We start from the raw sequence: 24618 nt of genomic DNA, 5'->3' as shown, positions 1-24618 counted from the left end.
AGATCCTCAACCGCCTTCCGACGGAACGCCTTGACCGTCGATGTAGTTCCGTACGTTCGTCGCGGCGTTGTCGAAGCCGATCTCGGTCTCGCCACCCGCGAAGGACTCGATGTGCGAGGAGGGGTTGCCCGCCATTTCCCCGGCCCTCCTGGCGCCTTCCTGGACCAGCAGGGACGTCGAGTCCTGCATGCTGTCCCAGCGCTCGCCGTTGCGGTAGATCACCTCGTCGGAGCTGTCCTTCTTCTGCCCGTCGGTGATGAAGCCGAGGATCTCGTCGACCGCCGTCTCGGCGAGCCCGCCGGCCACCACACCGCCGGGTCCCGTGAACGGCGCCGTGGCCAGTCCGACGCCCACGCCCGCGATACCGCTGGCCCAGGCGGAGGCGTTGTCCAGCGCCTGGTTGTACTCGGCGTCGCCCTCCACGCCCTTCAGCTCGATCTCGTACGTCCGGCCCGCCCCGATGATTCCCTCGATCTCACCGGCGGTCCTGGAGATACCGCCGATCGCGGACTTCAGATTCTCCGGGTCCGTGAAATTGGGATCGGCGATATACGCGTCCGGGTTGCGGAAATGGTGCTCCATCAGAGCGGTGGTGTAGTTGTGCTGGCCGAGGTTGACCGCCGCGTAGCCCTCCGGGTCGCGGCCCACCGTATGGAGGAAACGGGTCACATCCGCCTGGCCGAGGTCGGCCACGGCGCCGGAGACGGGGAAGAGCCTGCCGCCGTTGGCACCGTCGGGATTGAGCGCCCTGTTGACGTCCGGCATGTACTCGGCGGTTATCTTGCCGAAGCTGTCGGACAGATAGCCGCGCTCCGTGAGCCGCTCCGGTTCCTCGGAGACGGATCTGACGATGCTCTCGTACAGATCCGCCTGTTCCCTGCTGTGCGGAATGGTGTCGATGGTCGGTGCCGTACCGGCGGGATGTCCCGTCGTCGCGGCCTCCAGGGCGAGGCCGAGGGCGTTCTGACCCGTCACGCTCTCGTCCCCCTCGCTGTTGCGCTCGGGCAGCCAGTCCCGCTCTTCGAAGAGATAGTCGAAATTGGTCAGCGACCTCTTGTCCCCCTTGTGGTCGCCGTCCTCGTGCCGGAAGTCGTGGTCCTCGTCCGCGGTGACGAACGTACCGCTGAAGAAATCGGTGGCGGCCTGCGGGCTGTTGGACAGCGCCTTCATGAAACCGGTCATCGGATCGTGGCCCGCGTCCGTGCCGGTCCTGTTCAGCATCGCGCCCATGGGGGTGTTCCAGGCGACGTCGGCGGCGCGGCCGTTGCCGCTCCGCTCCTTCTCGTTCCTGATGAGTTCGCTGCCGTAGTCGGTGAGGAACTTGTCGTCGAAGTCGCCCCAGCGCATCAGACTGCCCATCACCTGGAAGCCGTAGCTGAACGAGGCGCGCCGCTGGATCCGCTCGTCGCCGAGGCCCACCATGTCCTGCTCCCAGCGGGCCATGGCACCGCTGTCGGACTGGGTGGCACGGGCCAGGGTGAGGCCGAGGTTCTCCTGGAGATCACCGAACTGCTTGAGCCGCGCCTGGCTCAGCTCCGGGTTCTCGGTGAGGTCGTTGAGACTCGCCCAGAAGTCCAGCGTGCCCCTGGCGCCGAGCTGGGTGGCGAACCGCTCCGAGAAGAGGTCGTCGTTCGCGTACCGCTCCAGATTGCGGTTCAGCTCGTCGAACTCCTCGGGGCTGAGGTCCTTGGGGTTCTTGGCCAGCCGTGCCATCTCGTCGGCACGCTTGAGCGCCGCCGCCGCGCTGTCCCGGTCCGTGTACGAGGCGTCGGCGAAGCCGTACGGGGCCTGCCCGACGATGGCGACCAGCACCTGCGCCGCCGTGCTGTCGCTCTCGGTGGCCCGGTCGAGTATCCCCTTGACCTCGTCCCTCAGGGCGATGACATCCGACTCCGTGTGCTCGGGGACCTCATGGCCCCTGGCGGCGCGGTCGGGGTGGATGTTCATCGTGACGGTGAATCCGCCGTCCCCCGTGCCCGTCACCGTGAGATTCTTCCGCAGACCGCGCTCGATCGCCGCGTTGAGCCGGCTCTGAAAGCCGACCAGCTCACCGTGGGTGTCGCGCAGGATATTCCGGATACTGGTGGCTTCGGTCACCGCGTCACCGAACTCGCCGGTGGTCTTGGTGATGAACTCACGGGTCACCGTGGCGTTGACACCCGACCAGTTGGCGCTCCGTGAGCGCTGTTCGAGCTGGGACCTCGCGTCCTCCTTCAGCTCCTCCAGCTTGGTGATCATCGTCGACCAGTCGTCGACGGCGGTGCCGAGCTTGGCGAAATTCCCGAACCTGAGCGCGTCGAGATCCATCAGCCCCGGGTCCTCTCGTCGAAGCCGCTGTCCAGCTCGGCGTACCGGAATCGGGTGGCGATGTAGTACTCGTCGTCGGCGTGGGCGTTCTTGGAGTAGTCCAGGTGATTGGAGATATGGGCGCAGGCCTCGAGCAAGGTGTCGACCTGGGAGTTCCATGTGTCGGTCACGGTCGAGAGCGCGCTTCCGAGGGCGAAATCGTCCTTCATCGCCGTCGCCGCCTCGTAGCTGCTCTGCTTGGCGTGATCGCCGTCCGTGTCGAGTCTTCTGTACAACTTGAACGCCTCGTCACCGATCGCCGCCAGATCGGACTGCGTGACCTTCAGGTCACCCTCCGGTATGGGGCCACCGCCGCCGCCGTCCAGTTGATTGAGCCGCGTCTGGGAGGACGACCGGTCGGCGGCGTCGCTCTTCAGCTGGGACCATTCCTCGTCGAATGACATGACTTCCCCGTGAGTGAATATGGATCGGCGTCGAGAGCTGGTGGTCGGCTCATCCCGACCGCTCGGGCCCCGCCGGACCGGTGGGCGGATACGGCTGGGGGCGAGGGTGTGGCTGGGCTCGCGGATACTGCGGCGGCGACCCGAACTGCTGCGGCTGGGCGTACGGCTGGGGCTGCTGGGACTGCTGCGGGTACGGAGGCCGCTGATACGCGGGCTGCTGGTGCGGGGCGGACCCGGGTGCCGGCGGCGCGAGGGCGGCGGCCCGGCGGCGGGAGCGGAGGAGGGGGACGGCGACGGCCGCACCGATGAGCAGGGCCGCGCCGATACCCAGGCCGACCCAGAGAGCGGTGCCGGTGTCGGCGCCGTCGTCGGAGGCGGCGGCCGGAGCGGGGGCGGGCTGCTGGGTCTCGTCGCCCCCGTCGCCCGTGTCCCCGGAGGCTTCGGAAGCTCCGGAGGCTCCGGGCGAAGGCGCCGTGGAAGCGGCGGCCGCGAGATCGGGAAGCGGGTACTCGTCGGCCGGGCCGGGGTCGCCGGGGTCCGTGAGGGCGATCCGGGGGCGGACGAAGCCGTAACCGATGTAGTCGTTCCGCTCGGCCCCGCTGGTCGGACCGCCGGCGGTGTTGAGCATGACGCGCAGCACCTGGTTGTTCGTCCAGTCCGGGTACTTGGACCAGATGAGCGCGGCGGAGGCGGAGGCGAGGGCGGAGGCGTCGCTGGTGCCGCTGGTGTTGCAGAGGCCGGTCTTTCCCGCGCAGGCGGTGACGATGTCGGCACCGGGGGCGGCCAGGTCCACCTCGGGGCCGCGCTGGGACTCCGAGGTGGCCTTGATGTCCTTGCCGACCGCTCCGACCCCGACGACGCCCGGCGTCGCGGCGGGGTACTTCGTGGCGGCGTAAGCCCCGTCGTTGCCGACCGCGGCGAAGAGGAGTTTGCCTTTCTCCAGCGCGTACTTCACGGCCTCGCGCGTGGCGGCGCCGTCGTACGGGGCACCCCGCGAAAGGTTGATGATCTTCGCTTCCGAATCCGCCGCGTACCGGATCGCGACGGCCTCCATCTCGTCGCCCCGCTCACCGGCGGCGTTGTCCACCCTGACGGGGAGGATCCGCGCCCCGGGCGCCAGTCCGAACGCGCCGTCTCCGCCATGGCTCTCACCGGTGGCCGCGATCATGGCCGCGATGCCCGTGCCGTGGAGGCCGTAGTCGTCGAGTTCGTCGCCGGGCCGCACCGAGAAGTCCTTGCCCGCGACCAGCCGGCCGTCCAGGTCGGGCACCTGCTGCACACCCGAGTCGATGACCGCGACCGTGACACCCTCGCCGGTGCTGGTCTTCCACATCTGCTCGGCCCGCATCGTGTCGAGGTGCCACTGTCTCGACCTGACCGTCTCGGCATGGGCGGGGGTGGCCGCCACGCCCGCCAGCAGCAGCCCCAGGGAGCCGGATATGAGCACGTTCCACCGAGGGGCTCGGGTGCCGCTGGCGCGCATGTGTACGGTCCTTCTCACCGGATTCGGGCGGGGGGCGGTTCAGTCGACGACCGGCGGCACGACACGGCGACCGCCCTGCTGCCAGGTCTCTTCGTCCTCGGTCAGATAGTCCGGGCGCCGACCGGCCTCGTTCTCTGGGGTCCCGGGGTTCCCGGGACGGCGACCGCCCCGCTGCGCCGCACCACGGACCAGACCCGAACCACCGGGGGTGAACGGGCGGGCGCCGGTCGCTCCGGGCTGCTGCGTCCGCCCGGCCACCATCCCGCCGCTCTCGCCCGCGAGACGCCGGCCACCGGCCACACCGCCGTGAGCGCCCGCCGAGCCGCCCATCGCGCCACCGCCGGCCGCCCCGCCCATCGGGGGGCGGCCATGGACGCCTTCGGCGCCCACGACCGTGCCGCGCGGGATCCCGCCGCTCGGGCGGCCCGAGTTCGGCGGTACCGGCCGGCCGCCGACGATGCCGCTGTCACGGGGCATGCGCGCGCCCGGCGAGCCGGCGAGGGGCCCCTGTCCGGACAGCAGCGGAGCACGCCCGCCACCGGTGGACGAACGGCCCCCGCCGGAGACCGGCGCGGAGGAGCCCCCGCCGAACGCGGGCGGGACCAGCCCGATCTGCGGAAGGGTCGTGCCGTCGGGGCGGCCCGCCGGGGGAACCGTGTTCGGCGTCCCGGTCGGCGGAAGCTGTGTCGAGGGCGGCGCGGTCACACCGTCGATCTCCATGGCCACGGGAACGTCCCGCGCCGTCGTCGGCGGATACGTCCGGATCTCCGTCTGCCCGACCGGCGCCGCCGGTCCGCCACGGCTCTCCGTCGCGCTATGACGGGCCGAGGAGGCGGAACCGTCGGAGGTTCCTCCCCCGCCGCCCGACGTACCACTGGACCAGGAGAGGTCGTCGGACCCGTAGTAGTCCCCCTTGGGGACGAAGTCCCCCGGCGGCGGCGGGAACGTCGGCGGTTCCTGCGCGCCTATCACGACCGACGACAGCGAGTACGACTGCGCGAGCTTGTTCATCTGCTGAACGGCCTGCGCGTGGTCCTCGTTGAGCTTGGCCCTCGCCTCCGAGGCGATCGTCCGGGAGTCCGGGTCGTTGCGGAACTCCAGGGCCGCCTCCAGGTTGCCCCGCGCCGTCTCGTCCACCTTCGGGAGGTTGGCCTTGACCTCTCTGAGGGTCTGGGCCGCGTCGCCCATCCAGACGGCGCCCACATCGCTGTAGTCCGCGAGCAGCAGCGTGGCCTTCCAGGTCTGGTCGCCCCAGGTCTCGAACGCCTTGCCCGCCTCGCCCCGCCAGTCCACCGAGGTGATGTACGACTTGAGGTCGTCGCCGATCTCGCCGATGGTCTTCGCCGCCTCGGCCAGCAGATCGGCGTGGTTCTTGAGTGTGTCAGGGTTCGCGGCGGCGATCATGGCCCGCAATTCCTGATGTGTGTGTGCCTCGAAGTTGGTGGTCGCCGACGATCCCCCGCCGCCCCCACTGTTCTCCAGCATGACTCCGGCCCCTCTTTCCCCGTTTGTCCCGCGTTCCCCGCGTGCCCAGCGTTCCCCGCGTTCCCCATGTGCCCGACGCACCCCGACGGGCCGACGCACCCCGTCGGGACTGCTCACCCCGTCGGGCCGGTCCGCCCCGACGGCCCGGCGTTCCCCGCCCGGCCGCCGTGACGGCCGACGGCATCACGTCAGGAAGCTCCGCCCGACGAGTCCCCGTCACCGCTCACGGGACGCCCGTCCGTGGCGTCCCGTTCCTGCTCCGCGCGCCGTTCCTGCTCGCGGCGCTCCCAGTTCCGCTGCGCGTCCTGGCTGATGCGCTGCATACGCCGCTTGATGTCGTCGTCGATGTTCTCGTAGCCCCTGCGGGAGCCGTCGACGGCGATGCCCAGGGCCTCGATCTGACCGGCCAGGCCCTTGGAGAGATTCTGGAGTTCGGTGTGCACGGTGCGGTAGACCCCGTACAGCTCGTCGGCTTCGCCGAAGCCCGTGCCGAGGTCCGCCCTGGCGACCGTTCCGCCCGCCATCTCCGTCGGCGCGGCCGACGAGTTGTCGAGCTTGGTCAGCAGCCCGTCAACCCTGTTCTTGAACTTGATCAGTTCCGCCGCGTCGACATTCAGATCCGTGGAGCCGCTTCCGCCGCCGCTCCCGCTCGCCGCGCTCGTCGTGGGCAGGCCCGGATACACCGGCCGTCCCGTCCCGTCGTCCTCCGCCATCGACGCCTCCCCCGTTCACCACACCTACGGGGATCACTGTAGCGAGCGCCCACGACAGTACGCATCCCGGGCTTGCAGGTGCAACGCGGATACCGCCCCTACGAGTTGGGGACCGCGACCGCCGCCTGGGGACGGATCGGGAGGCGGCTGATCGGGCGGCCCGTCGCGGCGCGCACCGCCGAAGCCACCGCCGCCGGGGCGGTGACCACCGGCGCCGCGCTGGCCGGTTTGGCACCGAAGGGGGCCACGACGTCGCGTTCTTCCACGAGTTTCACGATGCGAATGTCCGGTGCGTCCAGAGAGGTCGGAAGCGCGTAGCCGGTGAGGTCGGGGCGGCGGATCAGACCGCGGTTCGTCCGGAGGTTCTCGGTCAGGGCCGTACCGATGCCCTGGGTGATGCCCGCCTCGATACGGGTGGCGAGCTGCGCCGGGTTGAGGACCCGGCCGACGTCCTGGGCCACGGCCATCTCGACCACCCGGATCGAGCCCAGCTCGATGTCCACGTCCACGACCGCGCGGATCGCGCAGAAGGCCAGCCCCACGAAGGCGTCGCCCTGGCCCGACGCGTCGAGGGGCTCGGTGGGGTGGGGACGGCACTGCGCCGTCGCCCAGAGTTCCTTGCCGTCCATCGCCTCGGTGACCGTGGTGGACAGCACACCGTCGTACGAGGTGATCTTGCCGTCGGTGATCTGGAGCAGTTCGGTGGACATGCCGAACTTGTGGGCCAGCGGCTGGAGGAGCTGCGTACGGACCATCTTCGCGGCCCGCTCGACCGCGCCGCCCGAGACCCAGGTGTGCCGGCCGTGGGCGGCCGGGCCCGCCGGGGGCTGGTCCGTGTCGACCGAGGCGACATGGACCTCCTCGATGCCCAGCGTCTCCTGGACGATCTGACGGGCGAGCGTGGAGAAGCCCTGTCCGGTCTCGACGGCCGCGCAGATGACCGTGGCCACCCCGTCATGGACCTTGACGGTGGCCGTGGAGACCTCGTCCGCGCCCTCGGCGCCGAGCATGTGCACCATGCCCAGGGCGTAGCCCACCCCGCGCCGTACCGCGCCCGGTTCGCCCGCGCCCTCCGGGCCGCCGGGCAGCAGCCAGGCCGCCTCCGGGGTGTCCTTGGGCAGCGGGGGCAGCGGGAAGTCCCGTACGGCACCGAGCAGTTCGGCCACCGGGGCCGGGCAGGTCACGGTCTGGCCGGTGGGCAGGATGTCGCCGGTGGCGAGGACATTGCGCAGCCGCAGCTCGGCCGGGTCGATCCCCAGCTTGGCGGCCAGTTTGTCGAGCTGGCCCTCGTACGCGGCGCAGACCTGCATCGCGCCCTCGCCGCGGACATGGCCCGACGGGGGGTTGTTGGTGCGTACGGCCCAGCCCTCGATGAAGGCGTGCGGTACGACGTACGGGCCGCAGGCGAAGGCGACCGCCGCCGCGAGCGACTCGGACGAGGAGTCCGCGTACGCGCCCGCGTCCAGCAGGATCTGGGCCTCGACCTTGACGAGCCGGCCCTCGGTGTCCGCGTGGTGGCGGTAGCGCAGCAGCGTGGGATGGCGGTGGGCGTGGCCGAGGAAGGACTCCTCGCGGGTCGCGGCCAGTTTGACGGGGCAGCCGGTCCGCAGCGCCAGCAGGCCGAGCGGGATCTGGAAGCCCGGGTCCTCGCGGTCGCCGGTGGCGCCGGGCACCCCGGTGACGACGACCTTCACCCGTTCCGGGTCGAGGCCGAAGCAGGCGGCGGCCAGATCGCGGTCGGTGTGCGGGTCGGTGGACGCCGTGTAGATCTCGACGCCGCCGTCGGGTCTGGGGACGGCGAGGCCCGCCTCCGCGCCGATGGGCGCGGGGTCCTGGCGGCCGATGCGGTACAGGCCCTCCACGACCACCTCGCCGGTGATCTCCGGATCGCCGTAGCTCAGCGGGATATGGCGGATCAGATTGCCGTCGGGGTGCAGCGGCTCGGCGGCGAAGGCCTTCTCGGGGTCGGTGACCGGGTCGAGCACCTCGTACTCGACGGCGATCGCGGCGGCGGCGAGGCGTGCCGTGTCGGGATGGTCGGCGGCGACCGCGGCGATGGCCTCGCCGTGGTGGCGCACGACGTCCGAGGCGAAGACGGGACGGTCGACGACACGGCGGCCGTACGCCGAGTCCCCGAGGACGTCCTCGTGGGTGACGACGGCCCGTACGCCCGGCATCTCGGCCGCGGCGGCGGTGTCGATCGAGACGATGCGGGCGTGCGGGTGCGGGGAGCGCAGGATGGCCGCCCACAGCAGGCCCTCGGCCCACAGGTCGGCGGCGTACGGGAACGTGCCCTCGGTCTTCGCGCGCGCGTCGGCCGGGGGGAGGGATGCTCCGAGGCCGTGCGCGGGGGGCTCCTGCTGAGGAGCGTCGAGCGCCTGGGCCCCGGTGGCCGCGTCGTTGCTCACGCCATGCCTCCGTCGGGCGAGTGCGGGGCCTGGGCGCTGCCGGCCCCTGGGGGTGCCTGGTGCGGGATGCGGGCTTCCTCGGAGGCCGCGGCCGCGGCCTCCGCGCTCGCGGTCCGTTCGGCGACGACCTCGTTCACCGCGTCGAGCACGCCGCGGTAGCCGGAGCAGCGGCAGAGGTTGCCGCAGAGCGCCTGGCGGGTCTCCAGCTCGCTGGGGGCGTGGTTGCCCTCCAGGAGGTCGTGCACAGTCATGGCCATGCCGGGGATGCAGAAACCGCACTGCACCGCCCCGCACTTCGCGAGCGCCCGTTGGACGTCGGAGGGTTCGCCGTCGACGGCGAGCCCCTCGACCGTACGGACCTCGGAGCCCGCCGCGGTCGCGGCGGGGACGAGACAGGAGGCGACGAGCCGGCCGTCTACCTGGACGTTGCAGGCGCCGCACTCGCCCTGTGAGCAGCCGTCCTTGGCGCCCGCGAGGCCGAGGCGCTCGCGCAGCACGTACAGCAGGGACTCGCCGATCCAGGCGTCGGTGACGGGGCGGTCGGCGCCGTTCACCCGCAGGACGTAGGCGCCGGACGGGTGTTCGGCGCTGTCGCTGCTGCTGGTGAGGGGCTCGGGGGCGGGCTCCGGCAGGGGTTCCGGCTCGGGCGCCTCCACGGGCTCGGGCGCGGGGCCGGCTTCGCCCTCGGCGGTCTCCGCGCCGTCCGGGGACGGTGCGTACTCCGCCGGCTCGTACGCCGCGGGCTCCTGCGACACCGGCTCGCGCGACACCGGGTCGTGCGCGGGCTCGTGCGTCACCGAACCCTGTCCGGGGTCCTCCTGCGGCGGGAGGGGTGCGCCCGGAGCGCCCTCCTGGCCCGTGTCTCCGGGCCCGGTGGCCCAGGGTGCCGCCGCGCCACCCGGCAGCGTTGCCGGCGGACTGCCGCCACCCCACTGGGATGCCAGCATCGAGGTACTGAACTCGCCCGATTCGTCGGGAAGATCACCCTTGGTGACCGGGATCGTCCACTGACCGGTCAGCTCGGAGGGGCCGGCGGGCTCACCGCCGCCCCCGCTCTCCCCGGCACCCGCCGCGCCGTTGTCGGCGTAGCCCCACTGTCCGGCCGTCTGCGGGTCGTAGCCGCCCTGGCCGTACGCGCCCTGGAACCGGCTTCCGCCGTCCTGGCCGGGGTCCGGCCACCGTACGGCGCCGCCCGCGTCCTCCGCGGGCGTCAGCGGGGTGATCTGGGGCGGTACATAGCCATGTCCCGGCGCGGCCAGCGGCGCGTCCATGCCGTCCTCCGGAGGGAGGTGCACGAACGCGGTCGACTCGCCGTCGTACTCGCCGCCCTGCGGGACCGGCTGCCAGCCGCCCTGCCCGTGCGGGGCCCCGGTGCCGGAACCGGAAGTGCCGGAGTTCTCGTTGGTGGTCACGACAGCGCCCTCCCCAGTGCTCGTCGGGCCAGCGCGGCGACCGTGCGCCGCAGATGCTGTACGGCGGGCGAGACGGGCGGAGCCTCTCCCCCGTCGACCGGTGGCGGGGGGTCCGGGATGCACGCGGCGGCCACGTACTCGCCGAAGGCGGCGAGCGCCTCCTGGGTGAGCCCCCGCGCGCCGTCCCAGTCGATCAGCGAACCGATCCAGCGCTCGGCCTCCAGGGGACGCAGCGGCATCGGCGCGATCGCGCCGACCGCGCAGCGCACCCCGCGCCGCGCCGGGTCGAGCACGACCGTGACCGAGGCGGTGGCCCGGCCGGGGCCGGTCCGTCCCGTCGCCTTCAGGAAGACCTGGGGCGCGTGCAGCAGGGGCACCCGTACGAAGCCGATCAGTTCGGCGGGCGCCAGCATCTCGCGGCCCGCCAGCAGATGCGCGATGGGGATCTCACGGCGCGCGCCGCCGGGGCCCGCGACCACGAGGTCGGCCTCCAGGGCGGCGAGCACGGGCAGGGAGTCGCCGGTCGGGGCGGCGGTGGCGATATTGCCGCCGAGCGTGCCCGCGTTGCGGATCTGCGGCGGTCCCGCCGCACGCGAGGACGCGGCGAGCGCGGGGATGAGGGCCGCGAAGTCGGGCCTGCCCATCCGCGCGTGTGTCAGACCGGCACCGAGCAGGGCATGACCGTCCTGGTAGTGCCAGCCGCGCAGCTCGCTGATCCGGCCGAGGCCGACGAGCCCCGCGGGCCGGAGCTGGCCCTTGTTGACGGCCGCCATCAGATCGGTGCCACCCGCGACGGGCACGGCGGCGGGCATCTCCGTGAGCGCCGCCACGGCCTCGTCGAGCGAGGCCGGCAGCGTCACGGACTGCGCGGTCTGCGGTGCGTGCGTGGTCAACCCGGCTACCCCTTTCCGGTGTCCCGGTGTCCCGCCTGTGTTGCCGTACCGTACGTGCTCACAGCCCGGACGTGGCAACTCTGGCACATCTTCCGGGCCCGCCGACGCGAGGGTCCGCGAAGGGTGGATCCGTCCCCCACCAGGGGGAAGGTCCGGTTTCACACCTCTTCGCCGTCACATACGGAATGCCACTCTTCGGCGTTCCTTGTACGACTTATCCTTACGGACGGCCACGATCCCAGGGGCGGCGGGCCGGGGCGCCCGGCTCCCGTGTGTGCTCACACGTTTGGCGGCGCCCCCTCGATCGGGCGTCCGAGCACACCGGGGCGCCGCTGCCACGGCAACGGGCCGCCGGGCGGCCGGTATTCGACCCCGAGTGCGTCGAGGCGCCGAAAATGCCCGGCCATACGCCGCTCGAAATCGGCGTAATCCCGCTCCACCGGGGACGGCAGCGAGGACCAGGCGACCTCCGCGAAGGCGGCCAGGCGCGGGAAGACCTGGTAGTCGACGCGGGAGCGGTCCTGCATCACCTCGGTCCACACATTGACCTGGGCGCCGAGCACATGGGCCGCCTCCTCCTCGGTGAGCTGCGGCGGTACGGGCTCGAACCGGTAGACGTCCTCCAGGGTGCGGACATAGCCGATGGGCATCGGCTCGTCGTCGCCCGCGGCCTGGCGGTGGTCGAGATAGACCTGCTGCTCGGGGCACATGACCACGTCGTGGCCGGCCCGTGCGGCGGCGATCCCGCCCGCGTAGCCGCGCCAGGACGACACGGCGGCGCCCGGCGACAGGCCCAGGTCCGTGGTCTCGTCCCCGCCGGTCCGGTGCCCGCCCTCCAGGATCTCGTCCCAGCCGATCAGCCGCCGTCCGCGCTCGGCGAGCCAGCGGTCGAAGTGCCGGATGATCCAGGACTGGAGCTGGTCCTCGTCGGCCAGGCCCAGTTCGCGCATCCGGGCCTGGGCGGCCGGGGAGCGGCGCCACTGGTCCTTGAGGCACTCGTCCCCGCCGATGTGGATGAACGGCGAGGTGGACCGGGGGAAGAGCGCGAGGAGTTCCTCGAAGACGTCCTCGTAGAACCGGAGGGTGTTGTCAGTGGGGGCGAGTACGTTCTCGGTAATGCCCCAGGAGTCCCAGACGGTGAGGGAGGCCGTGTCGATGACATCGGTGTTGCCGAGTTCCGGATACGCGGCGATGGCGGCCTGCGAATGGCCCGGGATATCGATCTCCGGGACGACACGGATATGCCGCTCGGCGGCGTAGGCGACGATCTCGCGGATGTCGTCCTGGGTGTAGTAACCGCCGTGCGGCTTCTCGTCCCACAACTCCGAGGCGCGGTGGCCCCATTTGGTGCGTGAGCGCCAGGCACCCACCTCCGTCAGCCGTGGATGGCGCTTGATCTCGACGCGCCAGCCCTGGTCGTCGGTGAGATGGAAGTGGAAGACATTCAGTTTGTGGGCGGCGAGCAGGTCCAGATAGCGCAGCACCCCGTCCTTGGGCATGAAGTGCCGTGACACATCGAGCATCAGACCGCGCCAGGCGAAGCGGGGCGCGTCCTCGATGACGGTCACCGGCACGCTCCACGCGCGCGGGGGTCCGGCCGGCGCCGCGCGGAACGCGTCGGGGCCGAGGAGCTGACGGAGGGTCTGGGCGCCCCAGAAGACACCGGCCGCGCCGCCGCCCTCGATACGGACCGCCTCCGTGTCGACGGTGATCCGGTACGCCTCGGGGCCCGGGTCCCCCGTGATGCCGGGGGTGATGCCGAGGACGATCCGGGTGCCGTGCCCGGCGCCGCCGGGATCGCCCGCTCGGCCCGGGTGGCTGGATCCGTACGGGTCTCCGGAGCCGCTCGCGGCGCCGGAGTGGTTCGCGGCGCCGGATCCGTACGGGTCGCCGGAGCCGTTCGCGGCGTCGGGGAGCGGCAGTCCGGTGGCGGCGCCGACGGTCGTGCGGAGCCAGCGGGCCACGCCCTCCGTGCCGGGTGCCGCCTCGATCACCGTCCGGCCGTCGAGCGGCAGGCGGGCGCCTTCCGGCGGTGCGGGAGCGGTCCGCCGGGGGTTCGGGATCAGATCCATCGCCGTGTCCTCAATCCTTGACCGCGCCGCCGAGTCCGGAGACCAGGCGCCGCTGTACGAGTACGAAGAAAACCAGCACCGGAATGGTCATCACGGTGGACGCGGCCATGATGCCGCCCCAGTCGTTCTCGTCCGGTTTGAAGAAGACCAGCAGTGCCATGGGAAGCGTCGACTGGGAGGTGTCGCTGATGATGAAGGACTTGGCGAAGAGGAAGTCGTTCCAGGTCGAGATGAAGGAGAAGACGCTCGTCGCGACAAGCCCGGGGAAGACCAGCGGGAAAAGGATCTGCCACAGGAACCGGGTGCGGCTCGCCCCGTCGATGTACGCGGCCTCCTCCAGCGCTTCGGGGACCGCCTTGACGAATCCCCGCAGCATCCAGACCGCGAACGGCAGGGAGAAGGCGAGATGCGGCAGGACGAGTGAGCCGAGCGTATTGAGCAGTCCGGCGTCCCGCATCAGGAAGAACAGCGGGATGGTCAGCGCCTCGACCGGCACCATCTGCGCGACGAGGAACATGATCAGCAGGGTCGTACGGAATCGGAAGCGGAAGCGGGTCACCGCCGTGGCCGCCAGAAACGCGATCAGCGCGGAGACGATCACGACCGTGCCCGCGACCGCCAGGCTGTTGAGGAAGTACCGCCCGAATTCCTGCTGTTCGAAGACGCGGCGGAAGGAGTCGAGCGACGGGGAGAACGTCCAGGGACGGGCCTCGGTGGACTGGATCTCGCCCGCGGGTTTGACCGCCGAGAGGACCATCCAGTACAGCGGGAACGCCACGATCACGGCGATGACGAGGGCTGATGCCTCGGCGGCCAGCCGCCAGGGACGGCGCATACCGAGCAGGTTCACAGTTCTTCTCCCCGGCGTCGGATCAGTCGCAGATAGACGAGTGTGACCGCCAGCAGAATCAGCAGCATGACCACGCCGATCGCCGAGCCCAGGCTGTACTGCGAGGAGGCGAAGGCCTTCTGATAGGCGTACACATTGAGCACGAGATTCTGGCCGGCGATTCCGCCGCCGTTGGTCATCACATAGATCTGTGTGAAGACCTTGAAGTCCCAGATGATCGACTGAATGGTGACGACCACCAGGATCGGCCGGAGCATCGGCGCGGTGACGGCCCGCCAGGTCCGCCACTGCGAGGCGCCGTCGAGCGAGGCCGCCTCCAGCACCTCCCCGGGGATCGCCTTGATGCCCGCGTACACGGTCACCATCACGAACGGGAAGGAGCACCAGACCACTTCGAGCAGCACCAGCGTGAAGGCGCTGTAGCGGCCGTACGTCCAGGAGAAGTCACCGAGTCCCAGCAGCCGGTTGACCGGCCCGTAGTCCGGGTCGAACAGGAAGACCCAGACGGTGGAGCCGGTGATGGCCGGGGTGGCCCAGGCGCCGAGGGCGGCGAGCATCAGCGCGAGCCGGGGCACGGCCCGGACCCGGGTCAGCAGGACGGCGAGCGCGCAGCCCACGGCGAGCGTGGCGACGACACACGCCGCGGCGAACACCACGGTCGCGAGCAGCACCTGCCAGAACTGGCTGTCGCCGAAGAGTTCGGCGTAGTTGCCGAACCCCTTGAAGGTGGTGGGTTCACCACCGCTGACCTGGGCCTGGGTGTACTCCAGAAAGGAGATGAGACCGAGCTGGTAGATCGGGTAGACCAGCAGCCCGCCGAGGACGACGAGGGCGGGCGCGAGATAGAGCCAGGGTGTCCAGCCGCCCTCTCCCGCCCGCCGGGGCCCCCGTCGGCGGGTGCCCGCGGGGTGCCCCGGAGCCGGAGGGACACGTACGGTGCCGTCCCGCTCGTCGGTGCGGATCGTCATCGCGCGCTCAGCCCGCGGACGCGAAGGCCGCGTCCATCTTCTTCGCCGCCTCGTCGGACGCCGTGGCGACGTCCTTACGGCCGCTGACGATCTCCTGGAACATGGTCGGCAGGACGAGCGAGGAGTCGATCTGCGCCCAGCCCGGCGACGCGGGAACGAACTTGGCGCCGGCGCCGAGGGTCCGTACGAAGGGCTCGACGAACGGCTCCTTCTTCGCCGCGTCGGCCAGCACGTCCGTGTACGTCGGCAGGAAGCCCATCGCGTCGAACAGCGCGGCCTGGCTGTCCTTGCCGGTGAGCGACTTCATCAGGTCCACCGCGAGCGTGCGGTGCGAACTGCTCCTGAGGACGCCGATGTTGTTGCCGCCCGCGAACGCCGGCGCGATCGAACCCGCCGTGGCACCGGGCAGCGGCACGACCGCGTACTTGCCCTTCACCGAGCCCGCCTCGACGGCCGCGTGGCTGAAGTCGCCGCCTATCGCCATCGCGGCCTTGCCCGAGGCGAAGGCCGTCACCGTCGCGTTGCCGCCCATCGAGGCGCACTTGGCGGCCGGACAGTTGTCGTCGCCGAAGAGGGAGGTGTACGCCTCGATGCCCTTGCGGGCGGCCGGGCTGTTGACCGCGGCCTTGTACGTGCCGCCGCTCTCCTCGGCGAGTTCACCGCCGTTCGCCCAGAGGAACGGCATGGCGCCGTAGGTGTACGCGCCGCCGACCGCGAGCCCGTACAGACCGGGCTTCTCCTGGTGGATCTTCTTGGCCGTGGAGATCAGCTCGGACTGTGAGGCGGGGGCCTTCAGCCCCAGCTCCTTGAAGACATCGGTGCGGTAGTACAGCGCCCGGACACCGACGAAGAGCGGCGCCCCGTAGATCTTGCCGTCCACGGTGACGGACCGCTTCGCCGTCGGGTCGGTGTCCTTGGCCTCGTCCCAGGCGCCGAACTCCTCGGTGATGTCGGCGAGTCCGCCGTCCTTCACATATCCGGCCGTGTCGGTGTTGCCGTACTCGATCAGATCGGGCGCGCTCTTCGGGTCGTTGAAGGCGGCCTTGATGCGCTGGGCGCGGGTCTCGACCGGGATGTACTCGATCTCGACCTCGGCGTCCTGGTGCTTCTTGCCGAAGGCCGCGACGGCCGCGTCGACGACCTGCTCCTTGGGCTTGTTGCCGACCTCCTGGAAGAGCCAGACGCGCAGGGTGCCGCTCTTCTCGTCCTTGGCCGCGCCGGTGTCGGAGGTCTGCGGCGCGCAGGCGGTGGCGGTGAGGCCGGCCAGCGCGAGTGCCGCGAGGGGGGTGGCGATACGGGCAGAAAGCTTCATCCGGGGTCCCTACGGGTTGGCGTTGCAACATGTGCAACATCCGTTTCGTGCTGCACAACACGCAGGAGACTAGGCATGGCCTGATCACGCCGACAAGTGGTCTCAACCATTTCGTTGCAGCGGACACGGCGGCGAAACAGCGCGAGCCATGGCCGGAAACGCGCGACGGCCCCCGGGACGCGCGCGGATGCGCGCCCCGGGGGCCGTCGGTGACGGAGGACCAGCCGTTACTTCTTGCTCTTGTCCTTACCGCCCTTGCCCTTGTCCTTGTCCCCACCAGGACCCATGGACTCGTAGATCTCCTTGCACATCGGACAGACCGGGTACTTCTTGGGGTCACGCCCCGGCACCCAGACCTTTCCGCACAGTGCCACCACGGGAGTGCCGTCGAGCGCACTCGCCATGATCTTGTCCTTCTGGACGTAGTGGGCGAAGCGCTCGTGGTCGCCGTCGCCGTGCGACACCTGTGGTGTCGGCTCCACGAGGGTGCCCGTACCTGCCCCGCGCTCGGGCTCAAGAGTGCTCATGAGAGCCAAGGGTACCCACGCCTGACCCGTATCGGAGGCTCCGGGTCCATGCACTCCGCAGCCGTACGCTCACACATCGCGCCGACACGCCGACCGCACCTCGCACGGCGCGCCGGCGAAGGGTCAGTTGAGAGAGGGATCGTCCGGGTATGTCGCGACCATGGCCAGCTCGCCGCGCTGCCGCCGCAGCACCGCCCGCCACAGCCGCTCGGGACGCGGGGACGACACATCGCCCGGCTCCGACTCGACGACGTACCACGCCCCTTCGCGCAGTTCGTCCTCCAACTGGCCGGGGCCCCAGCCCGCGTAGCCGGCGAAGACCCGCAGCGAGCCGAGCGCCCGTGCGAGCAGCTCCGGCGGGGTCTCCAGATCGACCAGGCCGATCGCGCCGTACACCCGGCGCCAGCCCAGCGGTCCGTGGTCCCCCGGGATGACCGCGAGCGCGAGCGCCGAGTCGAGCGAGACGGGACCGCCCTGGAAGACCACACCGGGCTCGCCCGCCAGCTCCCCCCAGGGCTCCAGGATCTCCCCGACGTCCACCGGGGTCGGCCGGTTGAGGACAACGCCGAGCGAGCCCTCCTCGTCGTGATCGAGCAGGAGGACCACCGCGCGGTCGAAATTCGGGTCGGCGAGGGCCGGTGTCGCGACGAGCAACCGCCCTGTGAGCGAGGACACCTCGGTCATGCGAGACATGATCCCGCATCTTCGCGTTCCGCGGGGCTCGCCCAGCACAGTCCACGTGAACGCAGCTCAGGGCCTACGGCGGCGGCGGGAGCACACACCATGGAAAAGCCGCGTCGGTCACCCTCCGCGAGGGAAGGGGAACGGTATGTGTCGTAGCGGCTCCCGTTCCGGCCCATCCCTGTCACAGGCCTTATGGCACAGGGGTCCCAGCCCCTTACCCTTTTCCTTGGCCACCTGCCCGCCCACTCCGGAACGCGAGATTCATGACCGGCACAGACGATGTAATGCTTGTCCACGGCGGAACCCCGCTGGAGGGTGAGATCCGGGTCAGAGGCGCGAAGAACCTGGTGCCGAAGGCGATGGTCGCCGCGCTTCTCGGCAGTGGCCCGAGCCGGCTCCGCAACGTTCCGGACATCCGGGACGTACGGGTGGTTCGGGGGCTGCTCCAGCTCCACGGGGTGACCGTACGCCCCGGCGACGAACCGGGCGAGCTGATCCTCGATCCGACGCATGTCGAGAGCGCCAACGTCGCCGACATCGACGCCCACGCGGGTTCGTCGCGTATCCCCATCCTCTTCTGCGGTCCGCTGCTGCACCGGCTCGGCCACGCCTTCATCCCCGGTCTGGGCGGCTGTGACATCGGCGGCCGGCCGATCGACTTCCACTTCGACGTGCTGCGCCGGTTCGGCGCGACGATCGAGAAGCGGGCGGACGGCCAGTATCTGGAGGCCCCGCAGCGACTGCGCGGTACGAAGATCCGGCTGCCCTATCCGTCGGTCGGCTCGACGGAGCAGGTGCTGCTGACGGCCGTGCTGGCCGAGGGCGTCACGGAGCTGTCGAACGCCGCGGTGGAGCCGGAGATCGAGGACCTGATCTGCGTGCTCCAGAAGATGGGCGCGATCATCTCGATGGACACCGACCGGACGATCCGGATCACCGGTGTCGACCGGCTCGACGGCTATACGCACCGGGCGATCCCGGACCGTCTGGAGGCCGCCTCCTGGGCGTCCGCCGCGCTGGCCACCGAGGGCAACATCTATGTACGCGGCGCCCAGCAGCGGTCGATGATGACCTTCCTCAACACCTACCGCAAGGTCGGCGGCGCCTTCGAGATCGACGACGAGGGCATCCGCTTCTGGCACCCGGGCGGCTCGCTCAACGCGATCGCGCTGGAGACCGATGTGCACCCCGGCTTCCAGACCGACTGGCAGCAGCCGCTGGTGGTGGCCCTGACGCAGGCCTCCGGGCTCTCCATCGTCCACGAGACGGTGTACGAGTCGAGGCTCGGGTTCACCTCCGCGCTCAACCAGATGGGCGCGCACATCCAGCTCTACCGCGAGTGCCTGGGCGGCTCCGACTGCCGCTTCGGCCAGCGCAACTTCCTGCACTCCGCGGTCGTCTCCGGTCCCACCCGGCTCCAGGGCGCGGATCTGGTCATCCCCGACCTGCGCGGCGGCTTCTCGTATCTGATCGCGGCGCTGGCGGCCCAGGGCACGTCCCGGGTGCACGGCATCGATCTGATCAACCGCGGCTACGAGAACTTCATGGAGAAGCTGGTGGAGCTGGGCGCGAAGGTCGAGCTGCCGGGCGGCGCGCTCGTCTGACCCGGCCGCACCCCGTCGTCCCCGTTTCGCCGGTGGCCCCGCTCCCCTGAGCGGGGCCACCGGCGTGAGCGCCCGCACCGGCCCTGTCGGGGTCCCGCACGCGCCTGGCCTGCGGCCTTGTGACGGCCGGCCGTACGGAAGGGGTCCCGGCACACCCAGGGGCGGCCACCCGGTCCGGGTGGCCGCCCCTGAGCGTTGCCTATGGATGCGTCTTACTTGCCCTTGGCGGCTTCCTTGAGCTTGGAGCCCGCGGAGACCTTGACGCTGTAACCGGCCGGGATCTGGATCGGGTCGCCGGTCTGCGGGTTACGAGCGGTGCGAGCGGCACGGTGGGTGCGCTCGAAGGTCAGAAAGCCGGGGATGGTGACCTTCTCGTCGCCCTTGGCGACGACCTCGCCGACCGTCTCGGCGAGAGCGGCCAGCACAGCGTCGGCGTCCTTGCGGGTCACCTCGGCGCGGTCGGCCAGGGCGGCCACCAGCTCACTGCGGTTCATGTTGTTACTCCCGTGTTCTTCTTGCCTGTGAGGCGTGAGATCGAAGCCGATGCTGCCAGGGCCCTCGGACAGTCCCCGGACCCGGGTCTGCTGACAGACCCTCGCGCCCGAATACGCATCCTGCCCCCACCAGCGGCGGGAAAGCCAATCCGGCACCCTCCGGAGTCACACGAAAAGCGCCACTGCCTCGTCGTCGTGACGTTCCGTGGACTCTGTGGAGACTCCTTGGAGCCTTGGAGCCCTGAACCCCCCGAAGGCCCTGAAAACCTCCCTGGAGCGGCGGGGCTCATGGTCCGCCACCCTAGAGGGGCCCGTGGGGCCCGGCGAATCGCGACGCGCCGGGCGCGGGCGGACGTGGGAAGCACCACAACGGTGCGCCACGGCCGTGCGCCATCGGGGCCGTCCTCGCTCCCGGACCGGTATCGGCACCGGTGTGGGTGCCGATGGTGGTGCCGACGTGGGTGCCGTCACACCGACGTGGGGGTCGTCACACCGCCCGCCGCCGCTCTGGCGGCGTCGCGCACCGCTCCGGCCACCGCGCCCGCGACCTTGTCGTTGAAGACGGAGGGCACGATGTAGTTGGGGTTCAGCTCGTCCTCGGTGACGACATCCGCGAGCGCGGACGCCGCGGCCAGCATCATCTCCGTGTTCACCGTACGGGACTGGGCGTCCAGCAGGCCACGGAAGACACCGGGGAAGACCAGCACGTTGTTGATCTGGTTGGGGAAGTCGGAGCGGCCGGTGGCCACCACGGCCGCCGTCTCGCGCGCGATCGCCGGGTCGACCTCGGGGTCCGGGTTGGCCAGGGCGAAGACGATCGCGCCGTCCGCCATGGCCGCCACGTCCTCGCCGTCCAGCACGTTCGGGGCCGAGACACCGATGAAGACGTCCGCGTCGACCACGGCCTGCTTCAGTGTGCCGGTGACGCCCTCGGGGTTGGTGTTGTCGGCGATCCAGCGCAGCGGCGATTCCGGAGCCGCCTCGACCAGGTCCTCACGGCCCGCGTGCACCACACCGTGGATGTCGGCGACCACGGCGTGCTTGACGCCCGCCGCGATCAGGAGCTTGAGGATGGCCGTACCGGCGGCGCCCGCGCCGGACATGACCACGCGTACGTCCTCGATGGCCTTGCCGACCACGCGCAGCGCGTTGGTCAGGGCCGCGAGCACCACGATCGCGGTGCCGTGCTGGTCGTCGTGGAAGACCGGGATGTCCAGGGCCTCCCGCAGCCGCGCCTCGATCTCGAAGCAGCGGGGCGCGGAGATGTCCTCCAGGTTGATGCCCGCGAAGCCGGGGGCGATCGCCTTGACGATCTCGACGATGGCGTCGGTGTCCTGGGTGTCCAGGCACAGCGGCCAGGCGTCGATGCCGGCGAAGCGCTTGAAGAGGGCCGCCTTGCCCTCCATGACGGGCAGCGCGGCCTTGGGGCCGATGTTGCCGAGGCCGAGCACCGCGGAGCCGTCGGTGACGACCGCGACGGAGTTGCGCTTGATGGTCAGCCTGCGGGCGTCCTCGGGGTTCTCCGCGATCGCCATGCAGACCCGGGCCACACCCGGGGTGTAGATCATGGAGAGATCGTCACGGTTGCGGATGGGGTGCTTGGACGCCATCTCGATCTTGCCGCCGAGGTGCATCAGGAACGTACGGTCCGAGACCTTGCCGAGGGTGACGCCCTCGATCCCGCGGAGCTGCGCGACGATCTGGTCCGCGTGCGCCGTGGAGGTCGCCGCGATGGTGACGTCGATCCGCAGCTTCTCGTGGCCGGAGGCGGTCACGTCAAGGCCGGTCACGGAGCCGCCGGAGGACTCCACGGCCGTGGTGAGCTGGGAGACCGCGGTACCGCTCGCGGGCACCTCCAGCCTGACCGTCATCGAGTACGAGACGCTGGGCGCCGTTGCCATGACCGAGTTCCTCTGCTTTCCCTAGCCGCTGTGCCGCCCCGCCCGGCCCATGACCCGGCGGCGCAAACCGATGGTCGCACCTACCAGCGGGTAGCAGGTAAAGACCGCTACCTCCGAAAGGCGCTTTCCACGATGCGAGAGACCCTAACAGCGGCAGGCCCAACAGGAGCAGGCCCCCACCAATGACTGGTGAAGGCCCGCTGACAGAAGTGTGGTGCTCGCGCGAAGAAGAACCGCGCGTATGAACGCATATCGCGTATGAACGCATATGAAGAAGAAAGTGGCACCGACCCGCCATGCTCGCCTCGCGGCAAGTGGTCGCTCGAAGCGACGAAGGTTGGGCCCGGGGGCTTGGATCGGGCCGGTGCCGTACCCAGGCTAACAAACCACTCCGGTAAGTGATTCCTTCCTCGCGAGTTGACTTGGAATCAATCCCGCAGGAGGTCCGGTACTCCCTCCGGGTCCGGCTCGTCACGGGCCGTCGAGACCACCGTGAGCTGCTGCGTCGCCCGGGTCAGCGCCACGTACAGCACCCGCAGTCCGGCCGGCGACTCGTCCGCGATCTCGGCGGGCGAGACCACGACCGTCGCGTCGTACTCCAGGCCCTTGGCCTCCAGGCTGCCCAGCGCCACCACCCGCCCGCCGAGCCCGGCCAGCCAGCGCGCCGCCTGCTCGCGCCGGTTCATGGCGACCACGACACCGACCGTGCCGTCGACCCGGTCCAGCAGCCGCCCGGCCTCCGCCCGTACGGCCGCGGCCAGATCCCCGTCCCGTACGACGGAGAAGCGCGGCTCCACGCCGGTGGAGCGCACCGCCCTCGGGGACTCCATACCGGGCATCGCGAGCGCCAGGACCTTCGCCGCCAGCTCCGCGATCTCGGCCGGGTTGCGGTAGTTCACGGTCAGGGTGAAGCGACGGCGCGGCCGGGTGCCCAGCGCCTCGTCGCGGGCCTCCGCCGCCTCGTCCGGGTCGGACCAGGACGACTGCGCCGGGTCACCGACGACCGTCCAGGTGGCGTGCCGTCCCCGGCGGCCGACCATCCGCCACTGCATGGGCGTGAGGTCCTGGGCCTCGTCGACGATGACATGCGCGTACTCCGTACGCTCCGCCGCCAGCCGCTCGGCGCGCTCACGCTGGGACTCCTCGCGCTGGGGCATCAGCTCCTCCAGCCCGGTGAGCTGGTCCAGCGGATCGAGTTCGCGGCGCTTCCTGGGGCGCGCGGGCGTGCCGAGCAGGGTCTCCAGCTCGTCCAGCAGCGCCACGTCATGGACGGAGAGGGGGCCCTTGCCGTCGGCGCCCAGCCGCTTGAGCGAGCGCGCCAGACGGCGGATCTCGCCCTGGTTGAGAATCCGGCGCGACCAGCGGGCGAGCCGCCGCTCGTCGGCCATCGCGGCGAGCACGCCGCGCGGGGTCAGCTCGGGCCACCACGCGTCGAGGAAGGCGATGAAGCTGTCCTCGGAGGTGACGTCCTCGTCGAAGGAGGAGCGCAGTTCGGCGGCCAGCTCGGGGTCGGTGTGGCGCCCGGCCGCTCCGGACTTCGTCCACAGGGCGTCCAGCAGCAGTCTGCGGGCGCGCGGGCGCAGCAGATTGACCGGCGCGGTCCCGCCGAGCACGGCCTCCCGGATCCGGCGCAGCTCGTCGGCCTCGAGTTCGAGCCGCCGGCCGAACGCGACCACACGCAGCCGCACCGGCGCCCCGCCCCGGCCACCGCGCGCCACGGCCGCGCCGGTGCCTACAGTGCCCACGGCCTCCCCGGCCCCCCGCGCGTCGCCGGCTTGCCCTGTCTCCTCCGTCTCCTCACCGAACGAGAGCTGCTCCTCGCCGAAGGAGAGCTGACCGGCACCCGCGCCCATGACGGCGCCCGCGCCCAGGCCCGCGTTCGCCGCGCGGCCGGCCCGTCCGCCGCGGCCGCCGGGACCGCCGGCCGGGGCGCCTTCCAGCGCTCCTCTCGCCGCCTTGCGCAGCACCTTCAGCATCCGCGCCGAGCCCTTGACCCGGGCCACGGCCGGTTCGTCGTACGCCGTGGCCTCCGCGCCGTCGACCAGCGAGCCGACCGCGCGGATCGCGACCTGCCCCTCCTCGCCCAGCGAGGGCAGCACACCCTCCGTGTACGCGACCAGCAGCGGCGTCGGCGAGACGACCAGGATGCCGCCCGCGTACCGCCGCCGGTCCTGGTACAGCAGATACGCGGCGCGGTGCAGCGCCACCGCGGTCTTGCCGGTGCCGGGACCGCCCGAGACCTCGGTGACCGACGCGGCGGGGGCCCGGATCACCAGGTCCTGCTCCGCCTGGATCGAGGAGACGATGTCCCGCATCGTGTGGCTGCGCGCCTGCCCCAGCGCGGCCATCAGCGCGCCGTCCCCGATGACGGGCAGCGCCGCGCCGTCCAGGGAGGCGGTCAGCTCGGGACGCATCAGATCGTCCTCGACCCCGAGGACCCTGCGGCCCTTGGAGCGGATGACCCTGCGCCGCACCACCCGGCCGGGATCGACCGGGGTGGAGCGGTAGAAGGGCGCGGCGGCCGGCGCGCGCCAGTCGATGACCAGCGGCGAGTAATCGGAGTCCAGGACCCCGATCCGGCCGATGTGCAGGGTCTCGGCGATATCGGCCGTACGGTCGGACCTGATGGCGTCGTCGGCCGGTTCGACCGAGGTGTACGCGCCGTCCGGGCCCTTCTGGCCGTCCTTGCCGGGCAGCAGGTCGATCCGCCCGAAGAGGAAGTCCTCGAACTCGTTGTTGAGCCGGTTGAGATGGATCCCGGCCCGGAAGACCTGGGCGTCACGCTCGGCGAGGGCTCCGGGCGTCCCCACCTGCCCCCGTTTGGCGGCATCGTGCATCAGGAACTCCGCCTCGTGGATCTTCTCCTCGAGGCGGCGGTACACCTGGTCCAGATGGCGCTGCTCGCCGTCGATCTCACGGTCGCGTACGGAGTCGTGCCCCGTGTCGCGTACCGGATCGACGACCGGTCCAGCGGATTGAACAGCGGCATCCTGCGCGGCCACCGGGGCCCCCTTCATAACGTGCGTCGGGCAGCCGTCAACCGTACGCGAAGGGGGGCCGGT

18 protein-coding genes are annotated in these 24618 nt (G+C 71.1%); 1 reads left to right on the top strand and 17 read right to left on the bottom strand.

The features are described 5' to 3' along the window. Window positions 1–6: 6 nt before the first annotated feature. From ACFYYH_RS06010 to ACFYYH_RS05945, 14 genes are all read right to left on the bottom strand, one after another. The gene (locus ACFYYH_RS06010) at window positions 7–2307 is read right to left on the bottom strand and encodes a hypothetical protein (protein WP_388546520.1); all 2301 of its coding nucleotides are present in this window, start codon (window positions 2305–2307) and stop codon (window positions 7–9) included. Continuing rightward, entirely contained in the window at window positions 2307–2750 is a 444-nt protein-coding gene (locus ACFYYH_RS06005) for a hypothetical protein (protein ID WP_388546517.1), read from the bottom strand. The genes ACFYYH_RS06010 and ACFYYH_RS06005 overlap by 1 nt, the downstream gene beginning before the upstream one ends. Before the next feature lie 49 nt (window positions 2751–2799). Beyond that, on the bottom strand, window positions 2800–4233 hold the full coding sequence (mycP, locus tag ACFYYH_RS06000; RefSeq protein WP_388546515.1) for a type VII secretion-associated serine protease mycosin: 1434 nt from the start codon (window positions 4231–4233) through the stop codon (window positions 2800–2802). A 39-nt stretch (window positions 4234–4272) separates the two neighbouring features. Further along, complete coding sequence (locus ACFYYH_RS05995) at window positions 4273–5718, bottom strand: hypothetical protein (protein ID WP_388546513.1); 1446 nt, start codon at window positions 5716–5718, stop codon at window positions 4273–4275. A 188-nt stretch (window positions 5719–5906) separates the two neighbouring features. Continuing rightward, complete coding sequence (locus tag ACFYYH_RS05990) at window positions 5907–6431, bottom strand: hypothetical protein (RefSeq protein WP_388546511.1); 525 nt, start codon at window positions 6429–6431, stop codon at window positions 5907–5909. A 98-nt stretch (window positions 6432–6529) separates the two neighbouring features. Beyond that, entirely contained in the window at window positions 6530–8839 is a 2310-nt protein-coding gene (locus ACFYYH_RS05985; RefSeq protein WP_388546509.1) for a xanthine dehydrogenase family protein molybdopterin-binding subunit, read from the bottom strand. Beyond that, window positions 8836–10251, bottom strand: a complete 1416-nt coding sequence (locus ACFYYH_RS05980) for a 2Fe-2S iron-sulfur cluster-binding protein (protein WP_388546507.1) — start codon at window positions 10249–10251, stop codon at window positions 8836–8838. The genes ACFYYH_RS05985 and ACFYYH_RS05980 overlap by 4 nt, the downstream gene beginning before the upstream one ends. Next, window positions 10248–11144, bottom strand: a complete 897-nt coding sequence (locus ACFYYH_RS05975; protein WP_388546504.1) for an FAD binding domain-containing protein — start codon at window positions 11142–11144, stop codon at window positions 10248–10250. The genes ACFYYH_RS05980 and ACFYYH_RS05975 overlap by 4 nt, the downstream gene beginning before the upstream one ends. A gap of 278 nt (window positions 11145–11422) precedes the next feature. Next, the gene (locus ACFYYH_RS05970) at window positions 11423–13216 is read right to left on the bottom strand and encodes a beta-N-acetylhexosaminidase (RefSeq protein ID WP_388546502.1); all 1794 of its coding nucleotides are present in this window, start codon (window positions 13214–13216) and stop codon (window positions 11423–11425) included. 10 nt (window positions 13217–13226) lie between these two features. Continuing rightward, window positions 13227–14051, bottom strand: coding sequence for a carbohydrate ABC transporter permease (locus ACFYYH_RS05965; protein WP_388547232.1), 825 nt, complete (start codon window positions 14049–14051; stop codon window positions 13227–13229). Between the two features lie 11 nt (window positions 14052–14062). After that, window positions 14063–15034 carry a carbohydrate ABC transporter permease gene (locus tag ACFYYH_RS05960; RefSeq protein ID WP_388546499.1) on the bottom strand — a complete coding sequence of 324 codons (972 nt, stop codon included), beginning with the start codon at window positions 15032–15034 and terminating at the stop codon, window positions 14063–14065. 7 nt (window positions 15035–15041) lie between these two features. Next, the gene (locus tag ACFYYH_RS05955) at window positions 15042–16346 is read right to left on the bottom strand and encodes an extracellular solute-binding protein (RefSeq protein ID WP_388546496.1); all 1305 of its coding nucleotides are present in this window, start codon (window positions 16344–16346) and stop codon (window positions 15042–15044) included. A 227-nt stretch (window positions 16347–16573) separates the two neighbouring features. After that, the gene (locus ACFYYH_RS05950) at window positions 16574–16873 is read right to left on the bottom strand and encodes a DUF3039 domain-containing protein (RefSeq protein ID WP_066953876.1); all 300 of its coding nucleotides are present in this window, start codon (window positions 16871–16873) and stop codon (window positions 16574–16576) included. A gap of 123 nt (window positions 16874–16996) precedes the next feature. After that, window positions 16997–17557 (bottom strand): YqgE/AlgH family protein, encoded by a 561-nt coding sequence (locus tag ACFYYH_RS05945; protein ID WP_388546494.1) that lies wholly within the window; start codon window positions 17555–17557, stop codon window positions 16997–16999. Between the two features lie 263 nt (window positions 17558–17820). Between ACFYYH_RS05945 and murA the strand changes: the two genes are divergently transcribed. Then, window positions 17821–19161, top strand: a complete 1341-nt coding sequence (murA, locus tag ACFYYH_RS05940; RefSeq protein WP_363081869.1) for a UDP-N-acetylglucosamine 1-carboxyvinyltransferase — start codon at window positions 17821–17823, stop codon at window positions 19159–19161. Between the two features lie 212 nt (window positions 19162–19373). Here murA and ACFYYH_RS05935 read toward each other — a convergent pair whose 3' ends face one another. From ACFYYH_RS05935 to ACFYYH_RS05925, 3 genes are all read right to left on the bottom strand, one after another. Next, window positions 19374–19655, bottom strand: a complete 282-nt coding sequence (locus ACFYYH_RS05935) for an HU family DNA-binding protein (protein WP_004571953.1) — start codon at window positions 19653–19655, stop codon at window positions 19374–19376. Window positions 19656–20122: 467 nt separating this feature from the next. Further along, window positions 20123–21556: an NAD-dependent malic enzyme gene (locus ACFYYH_RS05930; protein ID WP_388546491.1), complete on the bottom strand. Its 1434-nt coding sequence runs from the start codon at window positions 21554–21556 to the stop codon at window positions 20123–20125. Window positions 21557–21984: 428 nt separating this feature from the next. After that, entirely contained in the window at window positions 21985–24558 is a 2574-nt protein-coding gene (locus ACFYYH_RS05925; RefSeq protein ID WP_388546489.1) for a HelD family protein, read from the bottom strand. Window positions 24559–24618: the final 60 nt, after the last annotated feature.

It is taken from the genome of Streptomyces sp. NPDC002018, assembly GCF_042890865.1.
Classification (GTDB): Bacteria; Actinomycetota; Actinomycetes; order Streptomycetales; family Streptomycetaceae; genus Streptomyces.
The sequence above is the reverse complement of the archived record's forward strand: the minus strand, read 5'-3'. Positions and strand labels throughout refer to the sequence as shown.

Coding starts and splice junctions, on each gene's coding strand:
- ACFYYH_RS06010 (WP_388546520.1), bottom strand. CDS start 2,307: ATGGATCTCGACGCGCTCAGGTTCGGGAATTTCGCCAAGCTCGGCACC.
- ACFYYH_RS06005 (WP_388546517.1), bottom strand. CDS start 2,750: ATGTCATTCGACGAGGAATGGTCCCAGCTGAAGAGCGACGCCGCCGAC.
- mycP (WP_388546515.1), bottom strand. CDS start 4,233: ATGCGCGCCAGCGGCACCCGAGCCCCTCGGTGGAACGTGCTCATATCC.
- ACFYYH_RS05995 (WP_388546513.1), bottom strand. CDS start 5,718: ATGCTGGAGAACAGTGGGGGCGGCGGGGGATCGTCGGCGACCACCAAC.
- ACFYYH_RS05990 (WP_388546511.1), bottom strand. CDS start 6,431: ATGGCGGAGGACGACGGGACGGGACGGCCGGTGTATCCGGGCCTGCCC.
- ACFYYH_RS05970 (WP_388546502.1), bottom strand. CDS start 13,216: ATGGATCTGATCCCGAACCCCCGGCGGACCGCTCCCGCACCGCCGGAA.
- ACFYYH_RS05965 (WP_388547232.1), bottom strand. CDS start 14,051: ATGCGCCGTCCCTGGCGGCTGGCCGCCGAGGCATCAGCCCTCGTCATC.
- ACFYYH_RS05960 (WP_388546499.1), bottom strand. CDS start 15,034: ATGACGATCCGCACCGACGAGCGGGACGGCACCGTACGTGTCCCTCCG.
- ACFYYH_RS05955 (WP_388546496.1), bottom strand. CDS start 16,346: ATGAAGCTTTCTGCCCGTATCGCCACCCCCCTCGCGGCACTCGCGCTG.
- ACFYYH_RS05950 (WP_066953876.1), bottom strand. CDS start 16,873: ATGAGCACTCTTGAGCCCGAGCGCGGGGCAGGTACGGGCACCCTCGTG.
- ACFYYH_RS05945 (WP_388546494.1), bottom strand. CDS start 17,557: ATGACCGAGGTGTCCTCGCTCACAGGGCGGTTGCTCGTCGCGACACCG.
- murA (WP_363081869.1), top strand. CDS start 17,821: ATGACCGGCACAGACGATGTAATGCTTGTCCACGGCGGAACCCCGCTG.
- ACFYYH_RS05935 (WP_004571953.1), bottom strand. CDS start 19,655: ATGAACCGCAGTGAGCTGGTGGCCGCCCTGGCCGACCGCGCCGAGGTG.
- ACFYYH_RS05930 (WP_388546491.1), bottom strand. CDS start 21,556: ATGGCAACGGCGCCCAGCGTCTCGTACTCGATGACGGTCAGGCTGGAG.